The sequence below is a fragment of the Acidobacteriaceae bacterium genome (assembly GCA_035944135.1).
Lineage (GTDB): Bacteria > Acidobacteriota > Terriglobia > Terriglobales > Acidobacteriaceae > Granulicella.
Map to the genome: position 1 here is coordinate 127,708 of DASZBM010000008.1, position 18,154 is coordinate 145,861.

Annotated in this window: 14 protein-coding genes; 5 read left to right on the forward strand and 9 right to left on the reverse strand. The window is 60.7% G+C overall.

Features of this window, described 5'->3' with window-relative positions; genetic code table 11:
- Positions 1–35: 35 nt before the first annotated feature.
- From VGU25_13145 to VGU25_13155, 3 genes are read right to left on the reverse strand one after another with little or no spacing between them, the layout of a single operon-like run.
- Positions 36–1,238 (reverse strand): glycoside hydrolase family 88 protein, encoded by a 1,203-nt coding sequence (locus tag VGU25_13145; protein ID HEV2578147.1) that lies wholly within the window; start codon positions 1,236–1,238, stop codon positions 36–38.
- A 13-nt stretch (positions 1,239–1,251) separates the two neighbouring features.
- Positions 1,252–2,082: a 5-dehydro-4-deoxy-D-glucuronate isomerase gene (kduI, locus tag VGU25_13150; GenBank protein HEV2578148.1), complete on the reverse strand. Its 831-nt coding sequence runs from the start codon at positions 2,080–2,082 to the stop codon at positions 1,252–1,254.
- A gap of 18 nt (positions 2,083–2,100) precedes the next feature.
- Positions 2,101–2,649 (reverse strand): hypothetical protein, encoded by a 549-nt coding sequence (locus VGU25_13155; protein HEV2578149.1) that lies wholly within the window; start codon positions 2,647–2,649, stop codon positions 2,101–2,103.
- Positions 2,650–3,184: 535 nt separating this feature from the next.
- Between VGU25_13155 and VGU25_13160 the strand changes: the two genes are divergently transcribed.
- The gene (locus VGU25_13160; protein HEV2578150.1) at positions 3,185–4,276 is read left to right on the forward strand and encodes a putative sulfate exporter family transporter; all 1,092 of its coding nucleotides are present in this window, start codon (positions 3,185–3,187) and stop codon (positions 4,274–4,276) included.
- A 24-nt stretch (positions 4,277–4,300) separates the two neighbouring features.
- On the opposite strand, the gene VGU25_13165 is transcribed toward VGU25_13160, so the two are convergent.
- A complete protein-coding gene (locus VGU25_13165) occupies positions 4,301–6,040 on the reverse strand; it encodes an RNB domain-containing ribonuclease (GenBank protein ID HEV2578151.1) in 1,740 nt (579 codons plus the stop codon).
- A 54-nt stretch (positions 6,041–6,094) separates the two neighbouring features.
- Between VGU25_13165 and VGU25_13170 the strand changes: the two genes are divergently transcribed.
- From VGU25_13170 to VGU25_13180, 3 genes are all read left to right on the forward strand, one after another.
- The gene (locus VGU25_13170) at positions 6,095–6,502 is read left to right on the forward strand and encodes a response regulator (GenBank protein HEV2578152.1); all 408 of its coding nucleotides are present in this window, start codon (positions 6,095–6,097) and stop codon (positions 6,500–6,502) included.
- 192 nt (positions 6,503–6,694) lie between these two features.
- Positions 6,695–9,274, forward strand: coding sequence for a 2-oxoglutarate dehydrogenase E1 component (locus VGU25_13175; protein HEV2578153.1), 2,580 nt, complete (start codon positions 6,695–6,697; stop codon positions 9,272–9,274).
- 108 nt (positions 9,275–9,382) lie between these two features.
- Positions 9,383–9,745, forward strand: coding sequence for a GIY-YIG nuclease family protein (locus VGU25_13180; protein ID HEV2578154.1), 363 nt, complete (start codon positions 9,383–9,385; stop codon positions 9,743–9,745).
- 437 nt (positions 9,746–10,182) lie between these two features.
- Here the strand turns inward: VGU25_13180 and VGU25_13185 are convergent, their stop codons facing one another.
- From VGU25_13185 to VGU25_13205, 5 genes are all read right to left on the reverse strand, one after another.
- Positions 10,183–10,404, reverse strand: a complete 222-nt coding sequence (locus VGU25_13185) for a hypothetical protein (GenBank protein HEV2578155.1) — start codon at positions 10,402–10,404, stop codon at positions 10,183–10,185.
- 249 nt (positions 10,405–10,653) lie between these two features.
- Entirely contained in the window at positions 10,654–12,441 is a 1,788-nt protein-coding gene (locus VGU25_13190; GenBank protein HEV2578156.1) for a glycoside hydrolase family 3 protein, read from the reverse strand.
- Between the two features lie 682 nt (positions 12,442–13,123).
- The gene (locus VGU25_13195; GenBank protein ID HEV2578157.1) at positions 13,124–13,780 is read right to left on the reverse strand and encodes a DUF433 domain-containing protein; all 657 of its coding nucleotides are present in this window, start codon (positions 13,778–13,780) and stop codon (positions 13,124–13,126) included.
- 199 nt (positions 13,781–13,979) lie between these two features.
- On the reverse strand, positions 13,980–14,927 hold the full coding sequence (locus VGU25_13200; GenBank protein HEV2578158.1) for an IS1595 family transposase: 948 nt from the start codon (positions 14,925–14,927) through the stop codon (positions 13,980–13,982).
- Positions 14,928–15,021: 94 nt separating this feature from the next.
- Positions 15,022–16,734 carry an MFS transporter gene (locus VGU25_13205; GenBank protein ID HEV2578159.1) on the reverse strand — a complete coding sequence of 571 codons (1,713 nt, stop codon included), beginning with the start codon at positions 16,732–16,734 and terminating at the stop codon, positions 15,022–15,024.
- A 54-nt stretch (positions 16,735–16,788) separates the two neighbouring features.
- On the opposite strand from VGU25_13205, the gene VGU25_13210 reads away from it, so the two are divergent.
- The gene (locus tag VGU25_13210; GenBank protein HEV2578160.1) at positions 16,789–18,153 is read left to right on the forward strand and encodes an FAD-binding oxidoreductase; all 1,365 of its coding nucleotides are present in this window, start codon (positions 16,789–16,791) and stop codon (positions 18,151–18,153) included.
- Position 18,154 lies beyond the last annotated feature (1 nt).

Consider the following 18,154-nt stretch of genomic DNA (forward strand, 5'->3'; position numbering starts at 1 on the left):
CTTCACGCGCCTCTTCTATTTACATATCCATCGTCTTACTTCTTTTTCGCGTGAGGCACCGGCCCGAGCCCGCGGTCAATCTCCGCTCCTGCCTGCAAAAATCCACCGACGCCGTATGCCCACGTTGACCCCGGCTGCAGATCGCCCGGCGCTGCGCCAATCGGCTGAATCGCACCCAGTCGCCCATCTACATAAACATGCTGCAGCATCCCAGCCCACGCCTTCTCAATCACCGGCTCGAACTTCTCCTTCGGCAGCAAATGATTATTCACTCCCCACGCCATCGCATACGTGAAGAAGGCGGTGCCTGAAATCTCACCCTGCGGATATGCATCCGCATCCAGCAGCCCCATGCGCCACAATCCATCCGCCGGCTGCAGATCGGCAACACGGTTCGCCATATTCTTGAACAGAGTCTCGTAACCCGCGCGGTCCGGATAATTCTTCGGCATCACCGTCAGCACATGCGCCAGCCCCGCAAGCACCCATCCATTTCCACGGCTCCAGAACAACGGCTTCCCATTTGGCTCCGCCTTATGCAGAAACGTCGCGTCGCGGAAGAAGAGATGTTGATCGTAGTCGTACAGGTGTCCCTGCGTCAGCCCCCACTCATGGTCCATGAAGTCCAGGTAGCGGTGATCGCCGGTCAACTGCGCCACTTTCGCAAGTGACGGAGGAGCCATGTACAAGGCATCGCACCACCACCACAGGTCCTTGTTCTTGTCATCCTTCCGCATCATCACCAGCGCAAAATTATCCCTCACTGCCGCGATGCGCATCGGATCCTTGTTCTCTTCGTACAGCGCTTCGTACGCCTGCCCGATCGCCTCATCGTCCGCGTGATCATACCGTCCCGGCAGCAATTGCCAGTTGAACTTCTCCGCCGCCCCCAGCACTGCATCGTGATATCGCTTATCGTTCAGTATCTTCGACGCCTCCAGCAGCCCGGTGTACAAGGGCGCATACGTCCAGTCCTGCGTAAAGTGCGGCTGCTCATTTGTAAGCGACCAATCCGCAACCTTCTGCATCGCCTTACGCACATCGACACGCGTCAGCTTCGGCGAAAGGGAAGTGTCAATCGGTCCCGGATCCGTCGCGATATCGCCCGCGGCATCATGTAACTCCTTCGCGCTCGGCCTCGGCGTTTGAGCTTGATTCTGCGTCTGGGCGCTCGCAACCAGCGCCATGCTCAACAAGCACACCCCGACAGGAAATGCCCCCCGCACCAAAAGACTCATCCGTTCTTTCTCCTTACAGCAGATCAGCAACCGCTACGCCGTCCATATCGCCGTAGTCCTGATTCTCCCCACCCATGCCCCAGCAGAATCCATACCGCGTCGTCCCCACGCCTGCATGAATGCTCCAACCAGGCGAGACCACAATGTCGCGATCGGCCATCAGCAGATGCCGCGTCTCTTGCGGCGGCCCCATCAAATGCACCACGCGATGCGCCGGATCCACGTCAAAGTACATATAGATCTCACTCCGCCGCATATGCGTATGCGGAGGCATCGTGTTCCAGTTCGATCCCTCTTCCAGCAACGTGAAGCCCATCACCAGCTGACAGCTCTTAGTCCCGTCGCGATGGATCGCCTTGTAAATGGATCGCTGATTGCATGTCGCGACCGCTCCCAGCTTCACCGGCTCAATGTCCTTGAACTTCACCATGCCAGTCGGATACTCCGCGTGCGCCAAATAACTCAGCAGATAAAACGCGGCCGGTTCATTGGCGCTATCACTCGCAAAACTCACCTCGCGACTCCCGCGCCCCGCGTACAAGCAGTCCATCTTCTCGAGCTTGAACTCCTTGCCATCAACCGTCACAGTTCCCGCACCGCCGATGTTGAACACCCCCAGTTCGCGCCGTTCGAGGAAAAACTCCGCCCGCAGTTCCGGCGATGTCTCTAGCTTCAACGCGCCCGTCGTCGGAACAGCACCGCCCACAACGGCGCGGTCCAGGTCCACATACGCCAGAGTGATCGCGCCCAGCTTGAACATCTCATTCAGCAAAAACGTCTCGCGCAGCTCTTCTGTCGTCATCCGCGGGTAGCGCACGGGATCAGCCATCTGCAGTAGTTTCATCTCTCCTCCAAAACCTCTTCAGCGTCCCGCTGCCGTGTTCGTCATCGCCATCGCAGGCTCTTCCACCTTGATCACATAAATCGTGATCGACTGCCCCGGCGCCTCAATCGCCTGATGCGGTGTCCCCGCAGGAATGTGAATCACATCGCCCTTGTGCAGCACATGCGGCGTCGCTCCTTCCAGCGTCTTTCCGCGAACTTCGCCGTTCTGGCCATCTTTGCGGTCGACGATCGTTCCGCCGGTCATCTCCGTGCCTTCGCCGTCCACCACAATCAGAAAATCCGAGAAACGCCCGTGCAACTCCGCTCCGCCGCTGGCCGTGCGTGCCGTCAGCATCGTGTAATGCCCGTTGTATCGCGCCAGCGTGATCCCTGCGCTTCCGCTTCCTTGCCGCGCCTGGTCCAGCAAGGCCTTCCCACGCTGCGCCAATTCGTCGAAGTTCAGCACCTCTGGCGTCGTTGTAATCGCCGGCTGTGCTGCCTGCGCCTTCGCCGGCGCTCCGGCGAAAAGCATGATCCCTCCGCACACCACAGCGCCAATCCCGCAGACAATCCGTTGTCTCCGCATGTGTTTACTCCTCTCGGAAAACTCTCAGGACAAACAGCATACGCAAGTCCATTCACCCGTGTCAGCGCACGACGACAAATTAGTTCGTGCTTGCACTTAAAAAACTGGCAACTCGAATCTGAAAACTGAAAACCCACACGACAGATCTGCGAGCTACAACAGCAGCGAAACCCTTGACTTCCACCCGTCATCCCCATAGCCTCATATCTATGAAGCCGTCTCACGCCGCCGCGCTCTGTTGCATGCCTTGTCGCATGCTCTGTTGCGCCGGTGTCTGTATGGCCTGATCGCGTTAGCTCCCACCGAGCACCCGATCCCCAAGCACCCACGCAACCGACTCCGGGCGTGGGTTTTCTTTTTTGTGCCCACGTCGCTCGCGCACCCTCCACATCGCAGCACGGAGCACATCATGGATCCGCATCCTGACACCAAGCTCATCTTCAACGCCGACACCGCCGCCATCCTCATTGCGTTCGCACTCGGCGCGCTCATTCGCTTCAACCTCCTCCCGCACATCGGCTGGTAGCCCGCACCTTTGTCGACCCGCACCATCCCCCTGCCTCTGGACACCACGCACGAGCGCCCGCTCTGGCGTCAACTCCCCGCGCTCGCCCCAGGCACCGCGCTGCTCTTCACCGTCGGCTTTGCAGGCAAGGGAATCGAATCCCTCGGCCACCTCCTGCGCTCGCGCCACATCGCCTTCCCGCAAGTCGAGTACGTTCTCTGGGCAATCCTCCTCGGCCTCGCCATCGGCAACGCCGTCCGCCTTCCCGCAATCTTCCGCCCCGGCTTCGCCACCTACGAGCTCTGGCTCAAACTCGGCATCGTTCTCGTCGGCGCAAAATTCCTCTTCGGCGACATGCTCCATCTTGGCGGCCTCTCCCTCATCCTCGTCGCCATCGAGCTCATCCTCTCGCTCTCCGTCATGACTCTCCTCGGCCGCGTCTTCAAACTGCGTCCCAAACTCACCAGCCTTCTCGCCATCGGGAGCTCCATCTGCGGCGTCACCGCCATCATGGCCGCGCAGGGCGCCATCGACCCCGAAGAGCGCGACACCTCCACCGCCATTGCCGCTATCCTCACCCTCGGCGCGCTCGCACTCTTCGCATTCCCCGCCATCGGCCACGCCCTCCACATGGGCCAGCAATCCTACGGCCTCTGGACCGGCCTCGCCGTCGACAACACCGCCGAGGCTACCGTCACTGGCGCACTCTACGGCGACGAAGCCGGCCGCATCGCCATCCTCGCCAAAACCGCGCGCTCGTCCTTCATCGGCTTCGTCGTCCTCGGTTACGCCGTCTACTGGGCCAGCCGCGGCCAGGCCCGCCACGTCGAGCACAAAGCGCTCTTCCTCTGGCAGAAATTCCCCAAGTTCATTCTCGGTTTCGTCGCCATCTCCATCCTCGCCACGGCCGGCTTCTTCACGCACGCGCAGCTCAACTCACTCGGCAATCTCTCCAGGTGGGCATTCCTTCCCGCCTTCGCCGGCGTCGGCCTCCGCACCAACGTGCGCGACCTGCTCGATCAGGGCTGGCGTCCCATTCTCGTCGGCGTCCTCGGCGAAATCTTCCTCGCCGCGCTCACCCTCGCGATGGTCTTCTTCTCAACCCACGGTGCCGCCCGCTGATCTTTGCTCTTGCTTTTCTTTCTGTCATCCCCGTAGGGGATCTGCTTTTTGAGCACTTCGCGGCTGCCCATTTCCGCTCACCTTCGCAAAATCAATAAACGCCCTTGCCGGATCCGTATGCAGCAGCTTCACGCTCACGCGATCGCCCACATCCAGCCCCTCAAAGTTCTGAATCAAGCGTCCCTCAAACGGCGGATCGATCACCCGCACATACACGCCCTTGTCGCTCGCGCCCGTGATCACGCCGCGGAAGATCTCTCCGATCCGATGTGCCATCGCGACCGCTGCCACGCGCTTCCGCATGTCGCGTTCAATCTTCCTCAGCGACTTGTCCGCCTCATTGCAGTGCGTCGCGACCGCTGCCAGCTCCGCATCGCTGTAAGGGGGCGGCGCGCCATCCATCATTGCGTGCAGCACCCTCTGCGTCACCATATCCGGGAACCGTCGATTCGGTGCCGTCGAATGCGTATAGTCACGCACTGCCAGGGCGAAGTGCCCGGTCGGGTCATCATCCGGACGCATCACCATGTACTCACTCGGCCCCATCAGCTTGATCACCGCCACCGCCAGGTCGGGATAATGATCCGGATCCGTCGCGCGCATATGCGCCAGAAAATCATTCAGCGCCTGCGAGTCTGGATTCGCAGGCAGCTCCCACTTATGCTCCGCCGCCACCGCCACAATCCGGTCCCACCGCTTCGGCACGCGCACAACCCTCTGCAGCCCTGACCGTCCGCCCTTGCGCAGCGCGCGCGCCATCACGCCATTCGCGGCCACCATCAGGTCCTCGATCAAAGACATCGCGCGATTCTGAATCACATCACGCACGCTCACCACGTGCCCGTCGGCGGTTACCGGCTCTGCTTCCGCCTTATGAAAGTCGAGCGCGCCATTCTGTATGCGCGCCCGATGCAGCGCCTGCGTCGCAATATCCTGCATCAGCAACTGGTCCGCCAGCGCTCCAGCCAACTCACGCCCCGCGGCATCATTCACAAACGCCGGCCCATCCACATCCTCGCTCTGCCGAGCGCTATCCGACCGCAACTGCTCCACATCTTCGCATCGTACGCCCGCCGCGCTCGTCGCGCCCGCATGCTGCTCCAGAAACGGCCCCACCCGCGAGTACGCAAGCTGCGCGCGATTCCTCACCCACGCCTTCGACACCACCTCATCGCTCATCGCACCGTTATCGCCGACAGTGAAGCTCATCATCACTGCCATGCGGTCGCCGTTCTCATTCAGGCTCGTCATCCCCGTCGAGAGCTCCAGCGGCAGCATCGGAAAGTTCTTCACCGCGGTATAGATCGTCTGCGTCTGGGCCTTCGCGTGCTGGTCAATCGGCGTGTCTTTCTCCACCGCCCGCGCCACATCGCCAATCGCCACGTGCACGCGAATTCCGTCCGCGACTTTCTCAGCCACCTCAATCTGGTCCAGATCCCGCGACGTGTCGTTATCAATCGACGACCATGCCAGATTCCGCAAATCCGGCACGCCAAACCCAGGCTCCGCCCGCTTAAACTCCTTGCGCAGGCTCTCGCGAATCTCGTTCACCTGCTCCGGCACGCCCGGACCAAACTCCGGCTTGAACCCCGCCTCGTGCATCTCATCCAGCGCCGCCTGCGCCAGATCGAAATGGTCGGGGTCTACATGCTGCTGATGATGCCCGTCTGTATGCTGCCGATGCGCCGAAGCTGGGCCCTGCTCCGCAGCCCCATTTGGCTCAAACGTTTTTGCGTCACGATGGCGATTATGGTGTCCTGACATCCAACGCAGCCTACCACGTCCCTAACATCCGGTTCATCCGTCTACCATCTATCTATGACCCGGCCCTGCTTCCTCGTAATCGACCGCGAACACTCCGGCACCATCTCCACCCGCAAGCTCGTCATCGAGTCCGCAAAATTCAACGTCATCACCGCCTACAGCGGAGCCGAGGCTCTCGAAACCTTTGAGCGCTTCCCCAACATCGACGGCGTCGTCCTCAATGCCACCATTCACGACGTTCCCTGCGAGCAGGTTGTCGCTACAATCCTCTCTCGCTCCCCAAAGCTGCCCATCATCGTCGTTCAGGGTCCGTCTTCGGAGCCCTGCCCCGGCGCGTCTCACTTCGTCGATTCTTTCGACCCCGCCAGTCTCCTCGAACTCCTCCACAAGCTCTTTCCTCGAGCCTCAAGCGCCATCAAGCAGCAGGACGACAGGCTCAAGGCCCAAGAAAACTGCAGCTGATTCCGCTTGCCTTTTCTTTTGGTACTGCCCTTGCTTTTGCTCTTTCTGTCATTCCGCCCCTGAGCTTGTCGAGGGGCAGGAACCTGCTTTTCTCCGGCCCACAAAAGCCTCACTCTCATTCCCGAACGTCCCATTCGATTACCGCACGCACCCTCGAACTCATAAGCCGAAAAGGCTAGCATGGGATTAGCTATGCCTACCAAGTCACCGGCCGCGCCAGAATCCCTCACCAACGGAAAACCCAGCACCGAATCGACCCTCCCGCGCGAAGCCGTCTTCGATATCTTCCGCCGCTGGGGCTACCTCCAGGCCTCGCTCGACCCGCTCGGCCAGTACCTCCCTCCGGAGCCCTTCCCGACCCCTGCTCCTGACGGTCCCGACGCCCAGGAAGCGCGCCGCTACTACTGCGGCTCCATCGGCGCCGAGTTCATGCACATCCCCTCGGCCGAGCGCCGCGCCTGGATCCAGGAACGCCTCGAAGACCCCACGCGCCTCGACGCAGGCCCCGGTCCCGGCATCATCGACCAGAAGCGCATCCTCTCCGATCTCATCCGCGCCGACCTATTCGAGCAGGTCATCCAGCAGCGCTACCTCGGCACCAAGCGCTTCTCCCTCGAGGGCCTCACCGTCCTCACCCCGTTTTTAGACCAGCTCTTCACCACCGCCGCCGAAAACGGCGTCAATCGCTCCGTCTTCGCCATGAGCCACCGCGGTCGCCTCAACGTCATGGTCAACACCGTCGGCCGCAGCGCGAAAGAAATCTTCTCCAAGTTCGAGGACGTCTCGCCCGAAACCACCATGGGCGGCGGCGACGTCAAGTACCACATGGGCGCCACCGGCGACTTCCTCACCGCCAACGGCAAGACCGTCGCGCTCCACCTCGCCTCCAACCCCTCGCACCTCGAAGCCGCCGACCCCGTCATCATGGGCCGCGCCCGCGCCCGTATCGACCGCGCTGAAGCTCGCGGCGACGCCGACGCGACGAAGCAAATCCTCCCCATGATCATCCACGGCGACGCTGCCTTCGCCGGACAGGGCATCTGGGCCGAAACCCTCAACCTCGCCACCATCGACGGCTTCTCCGTCGGCGGCACCATCCAGGTCATCGTTAACAACCTGCTCGGCTTCACCGCCAACCCCGAAGAATCCAACAGCTCGCGCTTCGCCTCCGACCTCGCCAAGCGCCTCCCCATCCCCATCTTCCACGTCAACTCCGAGGACCCCGAAGCCGTCGTCCGCATCGCCGCCATCGCCGCCGACTACCGCAACGCCTTCAACTCCGACGTCGTCATCGACCTCATCGGTTATCGCCGCCACGGCCACTCCGAGGTCGACGATCCCACCGTCACCCAACCGCGCCGCTACGCCCTCATCAAGGACCACCCGCCCCTCTTCAAGATCTACGCGCAGAAGCTCAACGCCGACATCACCGCCGAGGTCGCCGCCGTTCAGCAGGAGTTCCTCGAAGCCCAGCGCGCCGCCACCAAGTCCGACGCCAAAGACGAAAAGGCCGCCAAGAAAGCCGGCGGTTACAGCGCCTTCGTCATGAAGCGTCTGCACTCTCTGCCCGACTACTGGAACAACTACGCCGGCGGCCCGCTCTCGCCCTCGGACAATCCCGTCACCGGCCTCGATGCCGCCGAAATCTCCGCGCTCACCGACAAGCTCACGCACGCTCCCGAAGGCTTCCACGTCCATACCAAGGTCGAAAAACTGCTCGCCCAGCGCATCGAGATGGGAGCCAACAAACGCCCCATCGACTACGGCTTCGCCGAGCTCCTCGCCTACGCCTCACTCCTCAAGTCCGGCACGCCCGTCCGCCTCTCCGGCCAGGACTCCCAGCGTGGCACCTTCAACCAGCGCCACTCCGTCCTCATCGACACCGAGACGGAAGTTCGTTGGTCGCCGCTCTCGCACATCAGCCCCAATCAAGCCCGCTGGCAGGTCTACAACTCCATGCTCTCCGAGGCTGCCGTCCTCGGCTACGAATACGGCTATGCCCGCGACTACCCCGAAGCCCTCGTCCTCTGGGAAGCCCAGTTCGGCGACTTCGCCAACGGCGCTCAGATCATCATCGACCAGTTCCTCGCCGCCGGCGAAGCCAAGTGGGGCCTGCTCTCTGGCGTCGTCCTCTTGCTCCCGCACGGCTACGAAGGCCAGGGCCCCGAGCACTCCTCTGCGCGCATCGAGCGCTACCTCCAGCTCGCCGCGCAGCAGAACATGATGATCACGCAACCCTCCACCGCCGCGCAGTACTTCCACCTCCTGCGCCGACAGGCGATGCGCAAATGGCGCAAGCCCCTCATCGTCTTCACTCCGAAGTCGATGCTCCGCCACCCCGACGCGATGAGCACCGTCCCCGACTTCGCCGTCGACAAATTCCAGCCCGTCCTTTCAGACACCTCCGTCACCAACGCGCAGCGCATCCTCGTTTGCTCCGGCAAAATCGGCCACAACCTCCGCGTCGAACGCGCCAAGCGCAAGATCGACGACGTCGCGATCCTCTTCGTCGACGAACTCTACCCCTGGCCCGAAGCGAATCTCTCTGCCGCCATCGCGCAGCACCCCAACGCCACTGAAATCGTCTGGGTGCAGGAGGAGCCGGCCAACATGGGCGCCCTCAACTACGTGATGCCGCGCCTCCGCAAGCTCGCCGGCAACCGCGCCGTCCTCAGCGTCAAGCGCACCGCCTCTGCCTCGCCCGCCACCGGCAGCCCCAAAGCCCACGAGCTCGAAGAAAAAACCCTCATCGATCTCGCCTTCGGCCTCTAATCGATCTCGTATGGCTCTCCTGCATCGTCACTCGAGCCACCATTCCTTAACCGCCGTCATCCTGAGCCGTAGGCGAAGGATCTCCGTATTTCGGACCACCACGACACCATGCCCGAATACGCCTACGTCTACATCCTCTCGAGCAATGGCAAGCGCCTTTACATCGGAGTAACAAGCAAGCTGGAACAAAGAATCTGGGAACACAAAAACAAGACACACCCAGACTCATTCACCGCAAAATACAACATCAACCAGCTCGTCTACTTCGAGCAATTCACCACAATCACCGCCGCAATCGCGCGCGAAAAAGAACTAAAAGGCTGGCTCCGCTATCGAAAGATCGCCCTCATCGTGAGCAGCAACCCCGACTGGCGCGATCTGAGCGCAGACTGGGGCAAATCCATCCAGCCGTTTCGCGAAGAAGATCTAAAGCCCCCGAAAACCTTCCCGCCCAAGCAGTCCATCTCTTGACGCCGTCATCCTGAGCCGCAGGCGAAGGACCTCTGTATTTCGGACCACCCCGAACGCCGACGTTCACCCGACGCTTTCCCAACCGCCGTTATCCTGAGCCGTAGGCGAAGGATCTCCGTATTTCAGACCACCCCGAACGCCGACGTTCACCCGACGCTTTCCCAACCGCCGTCATCCTGAGCCGCAGGCGAAGGACCTCCGTATTTCGGACCACCACCGTCCCAACCCCTGACCATCACTCTCCAAACGGCCGTCATCCTGAGCCGTAGGCGAAGGACCTCCGTATTTCGGCCCCCCACGACTGTTCCGTCGCCCGAGCTCTTGCTTCTGGTACCCCGAGGCTTCAGCCTCGGGTCTCCCAGAGCGAAAAAACAAAAACGGGCTTAACCCCCGGGGTATGCCTTCACTCCAGTTTGAAGAATCCGATCAGAACATCTCTACAGCAGGGAACTCAGCCGCTGAATCCAGCGTGCCGGTGCCGGGTACCTGGTCCCAGTTAGTCCGAACACTATGACGCCGTTCTCCTTCACATAATCCTTGTAGAACAGGTTCTCAGGCGTCTGAGGACGTCCGTAGTAATACCAAGTCCATCGCACCGCATCCGCACTCTCAATGCGAAATTCAGTCGCATTAATCTCAGTCCCAACAGGGTTCCACACGGCCAGGACTTCTCCTGAATCGAATCGCAGGCGCAAACAGTCATCCGTTGCATCGCACGAGATCAGTGTGTGGATGTTGTCGTATGGCCTGCCAAACCATTGCCCCCAGAACCTCAACGTGCCGCTCTTAACTTTCGGTAATGCGTTCGTGATCCCTGCTGCGAGTTCGGAAGGCCTCGACACCATCCCGTGAGAATAGCCGATAGGAATTTCTCTGACGTTTTGCAGTATCAGGATAGAGGTCCGCTGTTACCGCACCCCCACCACCATCCCATCCCCCCTCTTCGCCACGCCCGGCAACGTCACCGGCAACTTCCCACTAATCGCAATCTCTCCCGTCAGCGCCTTCGCCGCCGCGCGTTCCGACGTCGTCACCCAGCTATACGTGCACACATAGCTCTTGATCCCCGGAAAATTCAGAATCGCATACGGACTCCCCAGCGCCACCACAACCGTCTTATCCGCTGCGTTCGACAAAATCCCCCGCAAAATCCCCGCCGACCCTTCCGCAGCCAACCCACTCGCACTCGTCGCCGCCGCCTCCACCGGCCCGGGCTGCGACACGCTGAACACCGCCGCAATCACTCGCGTCGCATTCGTCGCCAACTTCGCAATCGCATCTGCCTCAACGTCCGCCGACCGCCGGTCCACATACACCACCCGCGCATTCCGAATGCGCGACCGCAGCTGCCGCTCGAACGCATGCCCCTCATCGCCATGCGCATCGCTCACAAAAATCACCACAAGCGTCGACCCATCTCCACCAGCCATCGGCACCAAATGATTGTCGTCACGAACCAGCGTCACCGACTTATCCGCAACCTCCTGCGCCAGCGCATAACTCGCCGGCTTGCCCACATGATTCTGAAGATCATCCAAATCCACCAGGTGCTTGCCCCGCGTGTTCAACCCGGCCTTCGCCTTCACCAGCAGAATCCGCCGCACACTCGCATCAATCTGCGCGCGCGGAATCTCGCCTGACTTCACCGCCGCGAGCAGCCCGTTGTACGTTCCCTCCAAATCCGACGGCAGCTCCAGCAAATCCTGCCCGGCCTTCACCGTATCCACCGCCGCCCGCCCCGCTTCCTGGCTCGGATCGCCCGGGTACAGCTTCGTCAGCCCATGCATCTCCATCGCGTCGGAAACAATCACGCCCTTGAATCCCATCTGCTCGCGCAGCAGCCCCGTCACCACCTTGTGCGAGGTCGTCGCAATCTTCGTCGGATCAGGCTCCAGCGCAGGGAACGCCACATGCGCAATCATCACCGCATCCGTCCCGGCATTGATCCCCGCCTGAAACGGCGGCAGCTCCACCGTCTTCAGCCGCTCCAGCGGCGCATTCACCCGCGCCAGGTTCAGATGCGAATCGACATCCGTGTCTCCATGCCCGGGAAAGTGCTTCAGCGTTGTCAGCATCCCGCCTTCATGCGAGCCCTTGATATACGCCTGCACAAACTCCGACACCGCCGCCGGATCCTCGCCATATGACCGCGTGTTGATGATCGGGTTCTGCGGATTGATCTGCACGTCCGCGATCGGATAAAAATTCCAGTCGATCCCCAGCGCGCGCGACTCCTCCGCCACAATCTTCGCGAACCGCTCCTCGTACGCCGGATTTCCCGTCGCCCCGAACGCCATCGGCTCCGGCCAATCCTCAACCTGCGTCAGCCGCATCGACGGCCCCCGCTCAAAGTCCACGGAAAAAATCAGCGGAACCTTTCCGCGCGATTCCTCCTGCAACAGGTTGGTCGTCATCGCAGCCTCATACGGCGGCATGCGCAGCAGCAGCGGCCCATCCACATTCACCGACAGGTGCACCGCGCCCAGGTGATACTTCCGTATATCCGCAATCAACTGCGTCCACCGCGGGTCCTCCGAGTTATAAAACCCGAAGATTCCCCGCACCTCGATCATCTGGCCGATCTTCTCTTCCAGCGTCAGGTGCTTCAGCGTTCGATCCGCCCACCGCTCCTGCGCACGCGTCACCGTGCCGATACTCTGAGGCTCCGCGGTCTGTGCCTTCTTTGAGAAAGCCATGGCAGAAGAGACGCCGGCCACGAACAGGGCGAATGCGGCCAAGCCGCACTTAACAGAAGTCATAAAACCGACTCTATCTCACAAAGCCAAGTCCATCCTTAATGCCGTCATCCTGAGCCGTACCGGGTCCCAACAACCACACCACTCTCCACCGCCGTCATCCTGACCCAACTCCTCGGAGGCCGTCATCCTGAGCCGAAGGCGATGGATCTCGGTATTTCGCTTGGGTAAATATCCCCTCAGAACAAGTGAAGGCTAATAAAGCTGGAGACTAGTGGTGCCAGCCTTGCGGTAGAGCCGCAGGGTTGTGAGGGTTCCATCCATTGAAACGCGCATTAGGTACGGCTTCTTGCGCTTCGCGATCTGTTCCAAAATCGCTGGCCGTGCCGTCGTTAGCCGCCTCTTCCAACTTGCGACGCCATCATTGTTAGACATGAGCAATATGACACCGATCCGCGCTGCATATATCTCTGCGGCATAGGTATATTCAAGCTTGCCATCGCTAGTTATGAGCACGAGTTTTCTTCGGCCACACTCAGCGATTATTTCAGGATCGGGAATGCGCTGATTCCACACGCGACCGTGTTCGTCGCTGTATGCGATAAGGTCGTATCCCGCATCTCTGAGCGGCTGTATTAGGTCGTCCGAGCAGAGATTACGGTCAAGATAGAAAACGTGTTTTCTAGGCCGCTTGCGGCCTCCTGTAGGCCTTGACCGCTTGCTCAATAGTTTTCCGATCTAAACCGTAATCGCGTGCAATGGCATCGGGGCTGTCACCAGCGCCCGTGCGCGATACCAGGATCGAAACCATGATTCCAGTACCCGCAACAACAGGCTCGCCAGAAGAGAAAAAGGGGCTGATTGAAACAACTTTGTTGGTTAGCGGTGCGAACTCCTCTGGAAGCCCGTCAGGCCCGCGCTTGATGGCGGATAGATGCTTTGCAAGTATCTGCTTCATTGCAAGTTGCCCATGCTTGCTCGCGTTCAAGAGCAAACCCAGCTCGCGAATGAATATTGAACCGTGGGTCGTCGCAAGCTTCGGATGAAGCAGGGGGTGTTCTCCGTCATAGTGCGACCTGATGTATTCGACGGCCAGCCGGACACGTTTCAGCGATACATGCTTGTTTCGCGAGAACCTGAGAACATAGGCTTCGGCCAAGTTGAGAAATGACAGGAGACCTCGCTCCGGATCGGCCAAGCGAATAACGCCGGGATAACGTACACGATGCCCATGCTTGTCGGTGCGCGTATAGCCACGCACCCAAGACTTGAGTGTGCTTACAGGGATTTTCAGATAACCCGCCGCCTCTTCGATACTGTAGCGGGGGTAGTTGCGCAAATCCCCTGCGAGTCGAATTTGCTGTCGTCTCCCTATGTCCCTACCCTCATCTACACAGCCGCGCATTTGCCCTCTCCGTGTTAAAATCTCGGGGAGGGCGCTGAATTGTCAGAACCATCGAAGCCGAAAGCGAAATCACCGGGGCTGCCACCACCTGTGTTTACGCGAGACGACTTCCACTCACTGCTCAAGCGGGCTATTAAGACGCCCGCTCACAAACCTCTGAAAGCAACGAAGTAAACATGGGCTGTCTATCGTCGCGGTGATTATAGCGGTAGGCGTATTCATCGCAATAGCTCTGTAGGTACTTTCGGCTAACGGAGTGATAAACCCCTCCGATCCCCCTCTTCAGCAAACTCCAGAACCCTTCAATAGTCTGCGTATGGACGTGACCCATCACGTATACGCGCTCTGAATGATTGATGCGGTGATGAGCGTATCCCTGCGGCATGGCACCTACTTTGTCATACGTCGTATAGCTATCCGTGTAGACGGTGGATGCGGGAAGGATGCGCTCTGCCATGATCGGCAAAATGGTCTTTTCTTTCGCGTCCGGCGTGACGCGGGCAATCACGCGGCCCTTGCGCTCAACAATGCCAAAGACGGTCGCTTTCGTGTTCGTGGAACGTCCGCGATTGCCGCCGCGCCTTCCGAGATGCTTGTTCTTTTCGAGACCGCCAACATAGGTCTCATCACACTCGACTGACGATCCCTCCAGTCTGATGTCCTCCGACATCAGGGTGCGAATCTGTTTGAACATGCGCCAAGCGGTTTTGTACGTGACGCCCGTCTCACGCTGAATCTGTTTGGCAGAGATGCCGCAGCGGGTCGAACCCATCAGGTACATCGCATAGAACCAGAGCTTGAGCGGGGTGGTCGTCTTCTCGAAAATCGTGCCAGCAAGCGGATAGATGTGTTTCCCGCAGTAGTCGCAGGCGAATGCCGTCCGCCCAGAAACCCGGTGATGGCGGCGTTCCGCGTTGCCACACGTCTTGCTATCGCAAACGGTGATGCCGTCAGGCCAGCGGGCATAAAAGACGTGATTCAGACAGGCATCATCATTGGGAAACTCGGCATTGAAGTCCGCAATGGTGTACTTTTGCGCCTTCGGCTGCGAGTGGTTCCGGTTTCTCTGACGCGTCGCCATGATAAAATCATTTTGCCATTTCTTCTACTTGTTGTCAAGGGATAATTACCTTTGCACAAAGCCGCAAAAGCGAGGTCCAAGCCTAAGTCTTTTCTTATGAAGATTTTGCACCAAAAGTGCCGGGGGAGGGGGGGACCCCCGGAATCTCCTCTGCCCACACTCCATGGCTGATCTTCGGCGGCCCCTCGCCGTTGTGCAGCGACCACACCTTTTCGCGAATCGCCTGGTCCGCCGCAGTCACTCTCTCGCGCGACCGCAAATAATCGAGCCAGCTCTCCATGATGAATGTCTCGTTCACATGAGTCGGGTTCGCCGCGTCGCGATACACTCCCCACCGAACCGCGCCATCTCGCAATCTCACCCCCTTCAGCTCATGGATTGCATGCGTGAACTCGTCGTAGTTCTCTGGCGAAACGCAGTAGTCGATGGAGATCCGCACCGGTCCCTCATCCGGCTCCGGAATCGCCCGCAGCTTGGGCAGCGGACGGTTCGGCTTGTACGGTGTCAGGTCCGGCAGCGACCCCTTCAGGATGTGGATCCGTAGCGTGAACGGCAGCGACACCAGGAGCCCACCCGCCGAGCAGATCAGCGCTATCCGCACCGAGCTCCGCTGCGCAATCTCACCCCACACCACTGACCCCAGAGCCAGCCCGCCCTGGAACGTCATCAGGTACAGCCCCAGCGCCCGCGCGTGCACCCACTGCGGTACCGAGAGCTGCACACTCACATTCAGCGTGGACATCGTGCTCGTCCAGCAGAACCCCGCTCCCAGCAGCGCCGGAATCACGGCCCACGGCGACCGCACCAGCGCGATCACCAGCAGAGACGTGATGTAGTACACCGACGTGATCGCCAGCAGCACGTCGGCATTGATATACCGCCGTATCCAGCCCAGGCTCATCGCCGCCAACACCGCCCCCAGCCCCAGGCACCCGTTCAGGATGCCGTACCCCATCGCCCCCTGCCGCAAATCATTCTTCGCCACCAGAGCGAGCAAAGCCCAGATGGCGCTGACGAAGAAGGTGAACACAAACGCGCGAATGAGCGGACCCTGCAGGTCGGGCGCGTAGCGCAGGTAGCGCAGGCCTGAGCGCACCGAGCCCAGGATGCGCTCCGCCGGAAGAGCGCTGCGGAAGATCGGCTGCCGGTGCCACTTCCACAGGATCCAGATCACCGCAACGAAGGATGCCGAGTTGAGTGCGAAGACCCAGCTGGCGCCAGTGTCGGCGCGTAGAAATGCAGCCACCATCAAACCGCCCAGCGCAGGGCCGACGGCACGCGCGATGTTGTTGCTCGCTGCGTTCAACGTGACTGCGGCCGGCAGCTGATCCATCGGCACCAGCTCCGGCACAATCGCCTGCCACGCAGGGTTGTTCATTGCCGAGCCGATGTTCAGCAGGAACGTGAAGAAGAGAAGCGTGTATGGCGAAACGACGCCGGTGAACGTGAGTACCGCCAGGATGCCGACGCTGACCAGCATCCACGTCTGCCAGAAGATCAGCAGGCGCCGGCGATCGTAGATGTCCGCCGTGCTTCCGGCGAACAGCCCGAGCGCAAGCACAGGAAGGCTCGCGGCGGTCTGCATCAGCGCGATCAACAGCGGCGACGCGGTGAGCACGGTCATCAGCCACGTGGCTGCCGTGTCCTGCATCCACGTGCCGACGCCGGAGATGGTGGCTGCTATCCAGCGGTCGCGAAACAGCGCGATGCGCAGCGGCGCGAAGCTGCCGGTTCGCTCTTCGGCCTGTGGCGGCGTTGCGCTCGAAGGAGCGAGGTCGCTCGAATCAGTCTGGGCTGTATGTCCCACGGCTTCTATGATGCCTGTTCGTTCGCTGCATCGGTGCAACGGTAAAATTCGGGCATGGCAAGTGCTGTACAGATTGCGGACGCGTCCGGCTTTGAAGGCCATGCTGAACGGATCGTCGTTCCGGAGAACGAAGAACAACTTGTTCAGATTTTGGCTGAGGCGATTCGCTCGGCGACGCCGATTACCGTTCTCGGATCCCGCACAGGACTGACCGGATCGTGCGTGCCGCAGGGCGGATGGGCCATCTCGATGGAGCGCTTCCGGAAACTCGAGATTGAAGACGGATTCGCCCGCGTGGGACCGGCCGTCACGCTGCTGGAGTTGCGCGACGCCGCAGCGAAAACCGGACAGTTCTATGCGCCGGACCCGACGGAGATCACGGCATCGATGGGCGGAAGCATTGCAACGAATGCCAGCGGCTCGCGCAGCTTTCGGTTCGGCAGCACGCGCCGGCATCTGCGTGCGCTCAAGGTTGCGCTGCTCGATGGAACGATCCGCTGGTACCGGCGCGGCGAGACCATTGACTTCGACGTTCCCGTGCTTCCGAGTCCCGCAACAACGAAGAACACTGCAGGTTACAGGCTTGCGCCGGGCATGGACTGGGTCGATCTGTTCTGCGGATCCGAGGGAACGCTTGGAGTGACGCTGGAAGCCGAGGTTGCGCTGCTGCCGATTCCTGAGCATCTGCTTTCAGGAGTCGTGTTCTTCGCGAGCGACGACGATGCGCTGGACGCAGTAGCGCGGTGGCGCAGCGTGCCCGAACTTCGCATGCTGGAGTACGCGGACCGGCCGTCGCTCGATCTGATTCGGTCACAATACCCGGAGATTCCCAGAGCAGCACAGGCGTGCTTATTGATTGAGGCCGAGGGCGACGACCTCGAGGGATGGGAGCAAAGGCTCGTGGAGAGTCATGCGCTGCTCGATGCATCGTGGTTCGGGCTGGAGCCGAAGGACCGTGAGCGGTTCCGCGCGTTTCGGCACGCGTTTCCTGAAGTTGTAGTGGAGACGAACCGCAAGCGCGGCTTCATGAACATGGGAACGGATTACGCCGTGCCGCTGGAAAAAGATCGCGAGATGCTGCGCTACTACCGCGAGCGGCTCGAGGCGGAGTTGCCTGGCCGCTATGTCATTTACGGGCACCTCGGCGATGCGCATCTGCACCTGAACATTCTGCCCACGAATACGGAAGAGGCGCAGCTTGCAACGCGTCTGCTGCGCGAGTTTGCGGCGCAGGCCGTGAAGCTCGGAGGAACGGTTTCGGCGGAGCACGGACTAGGCAAGCGCAAGGCAGGCCTGCTCGCGCTGCAGTACACGCCGGAACAGATTGAAGCCATGCGCGCGGTGAAGCGCCGCTTCGATCCTCAGGAGTTGCTCGGGCGAGGAACGCTGTTCGGCTCGGGATTTGCGGGCGCCTTGTGAT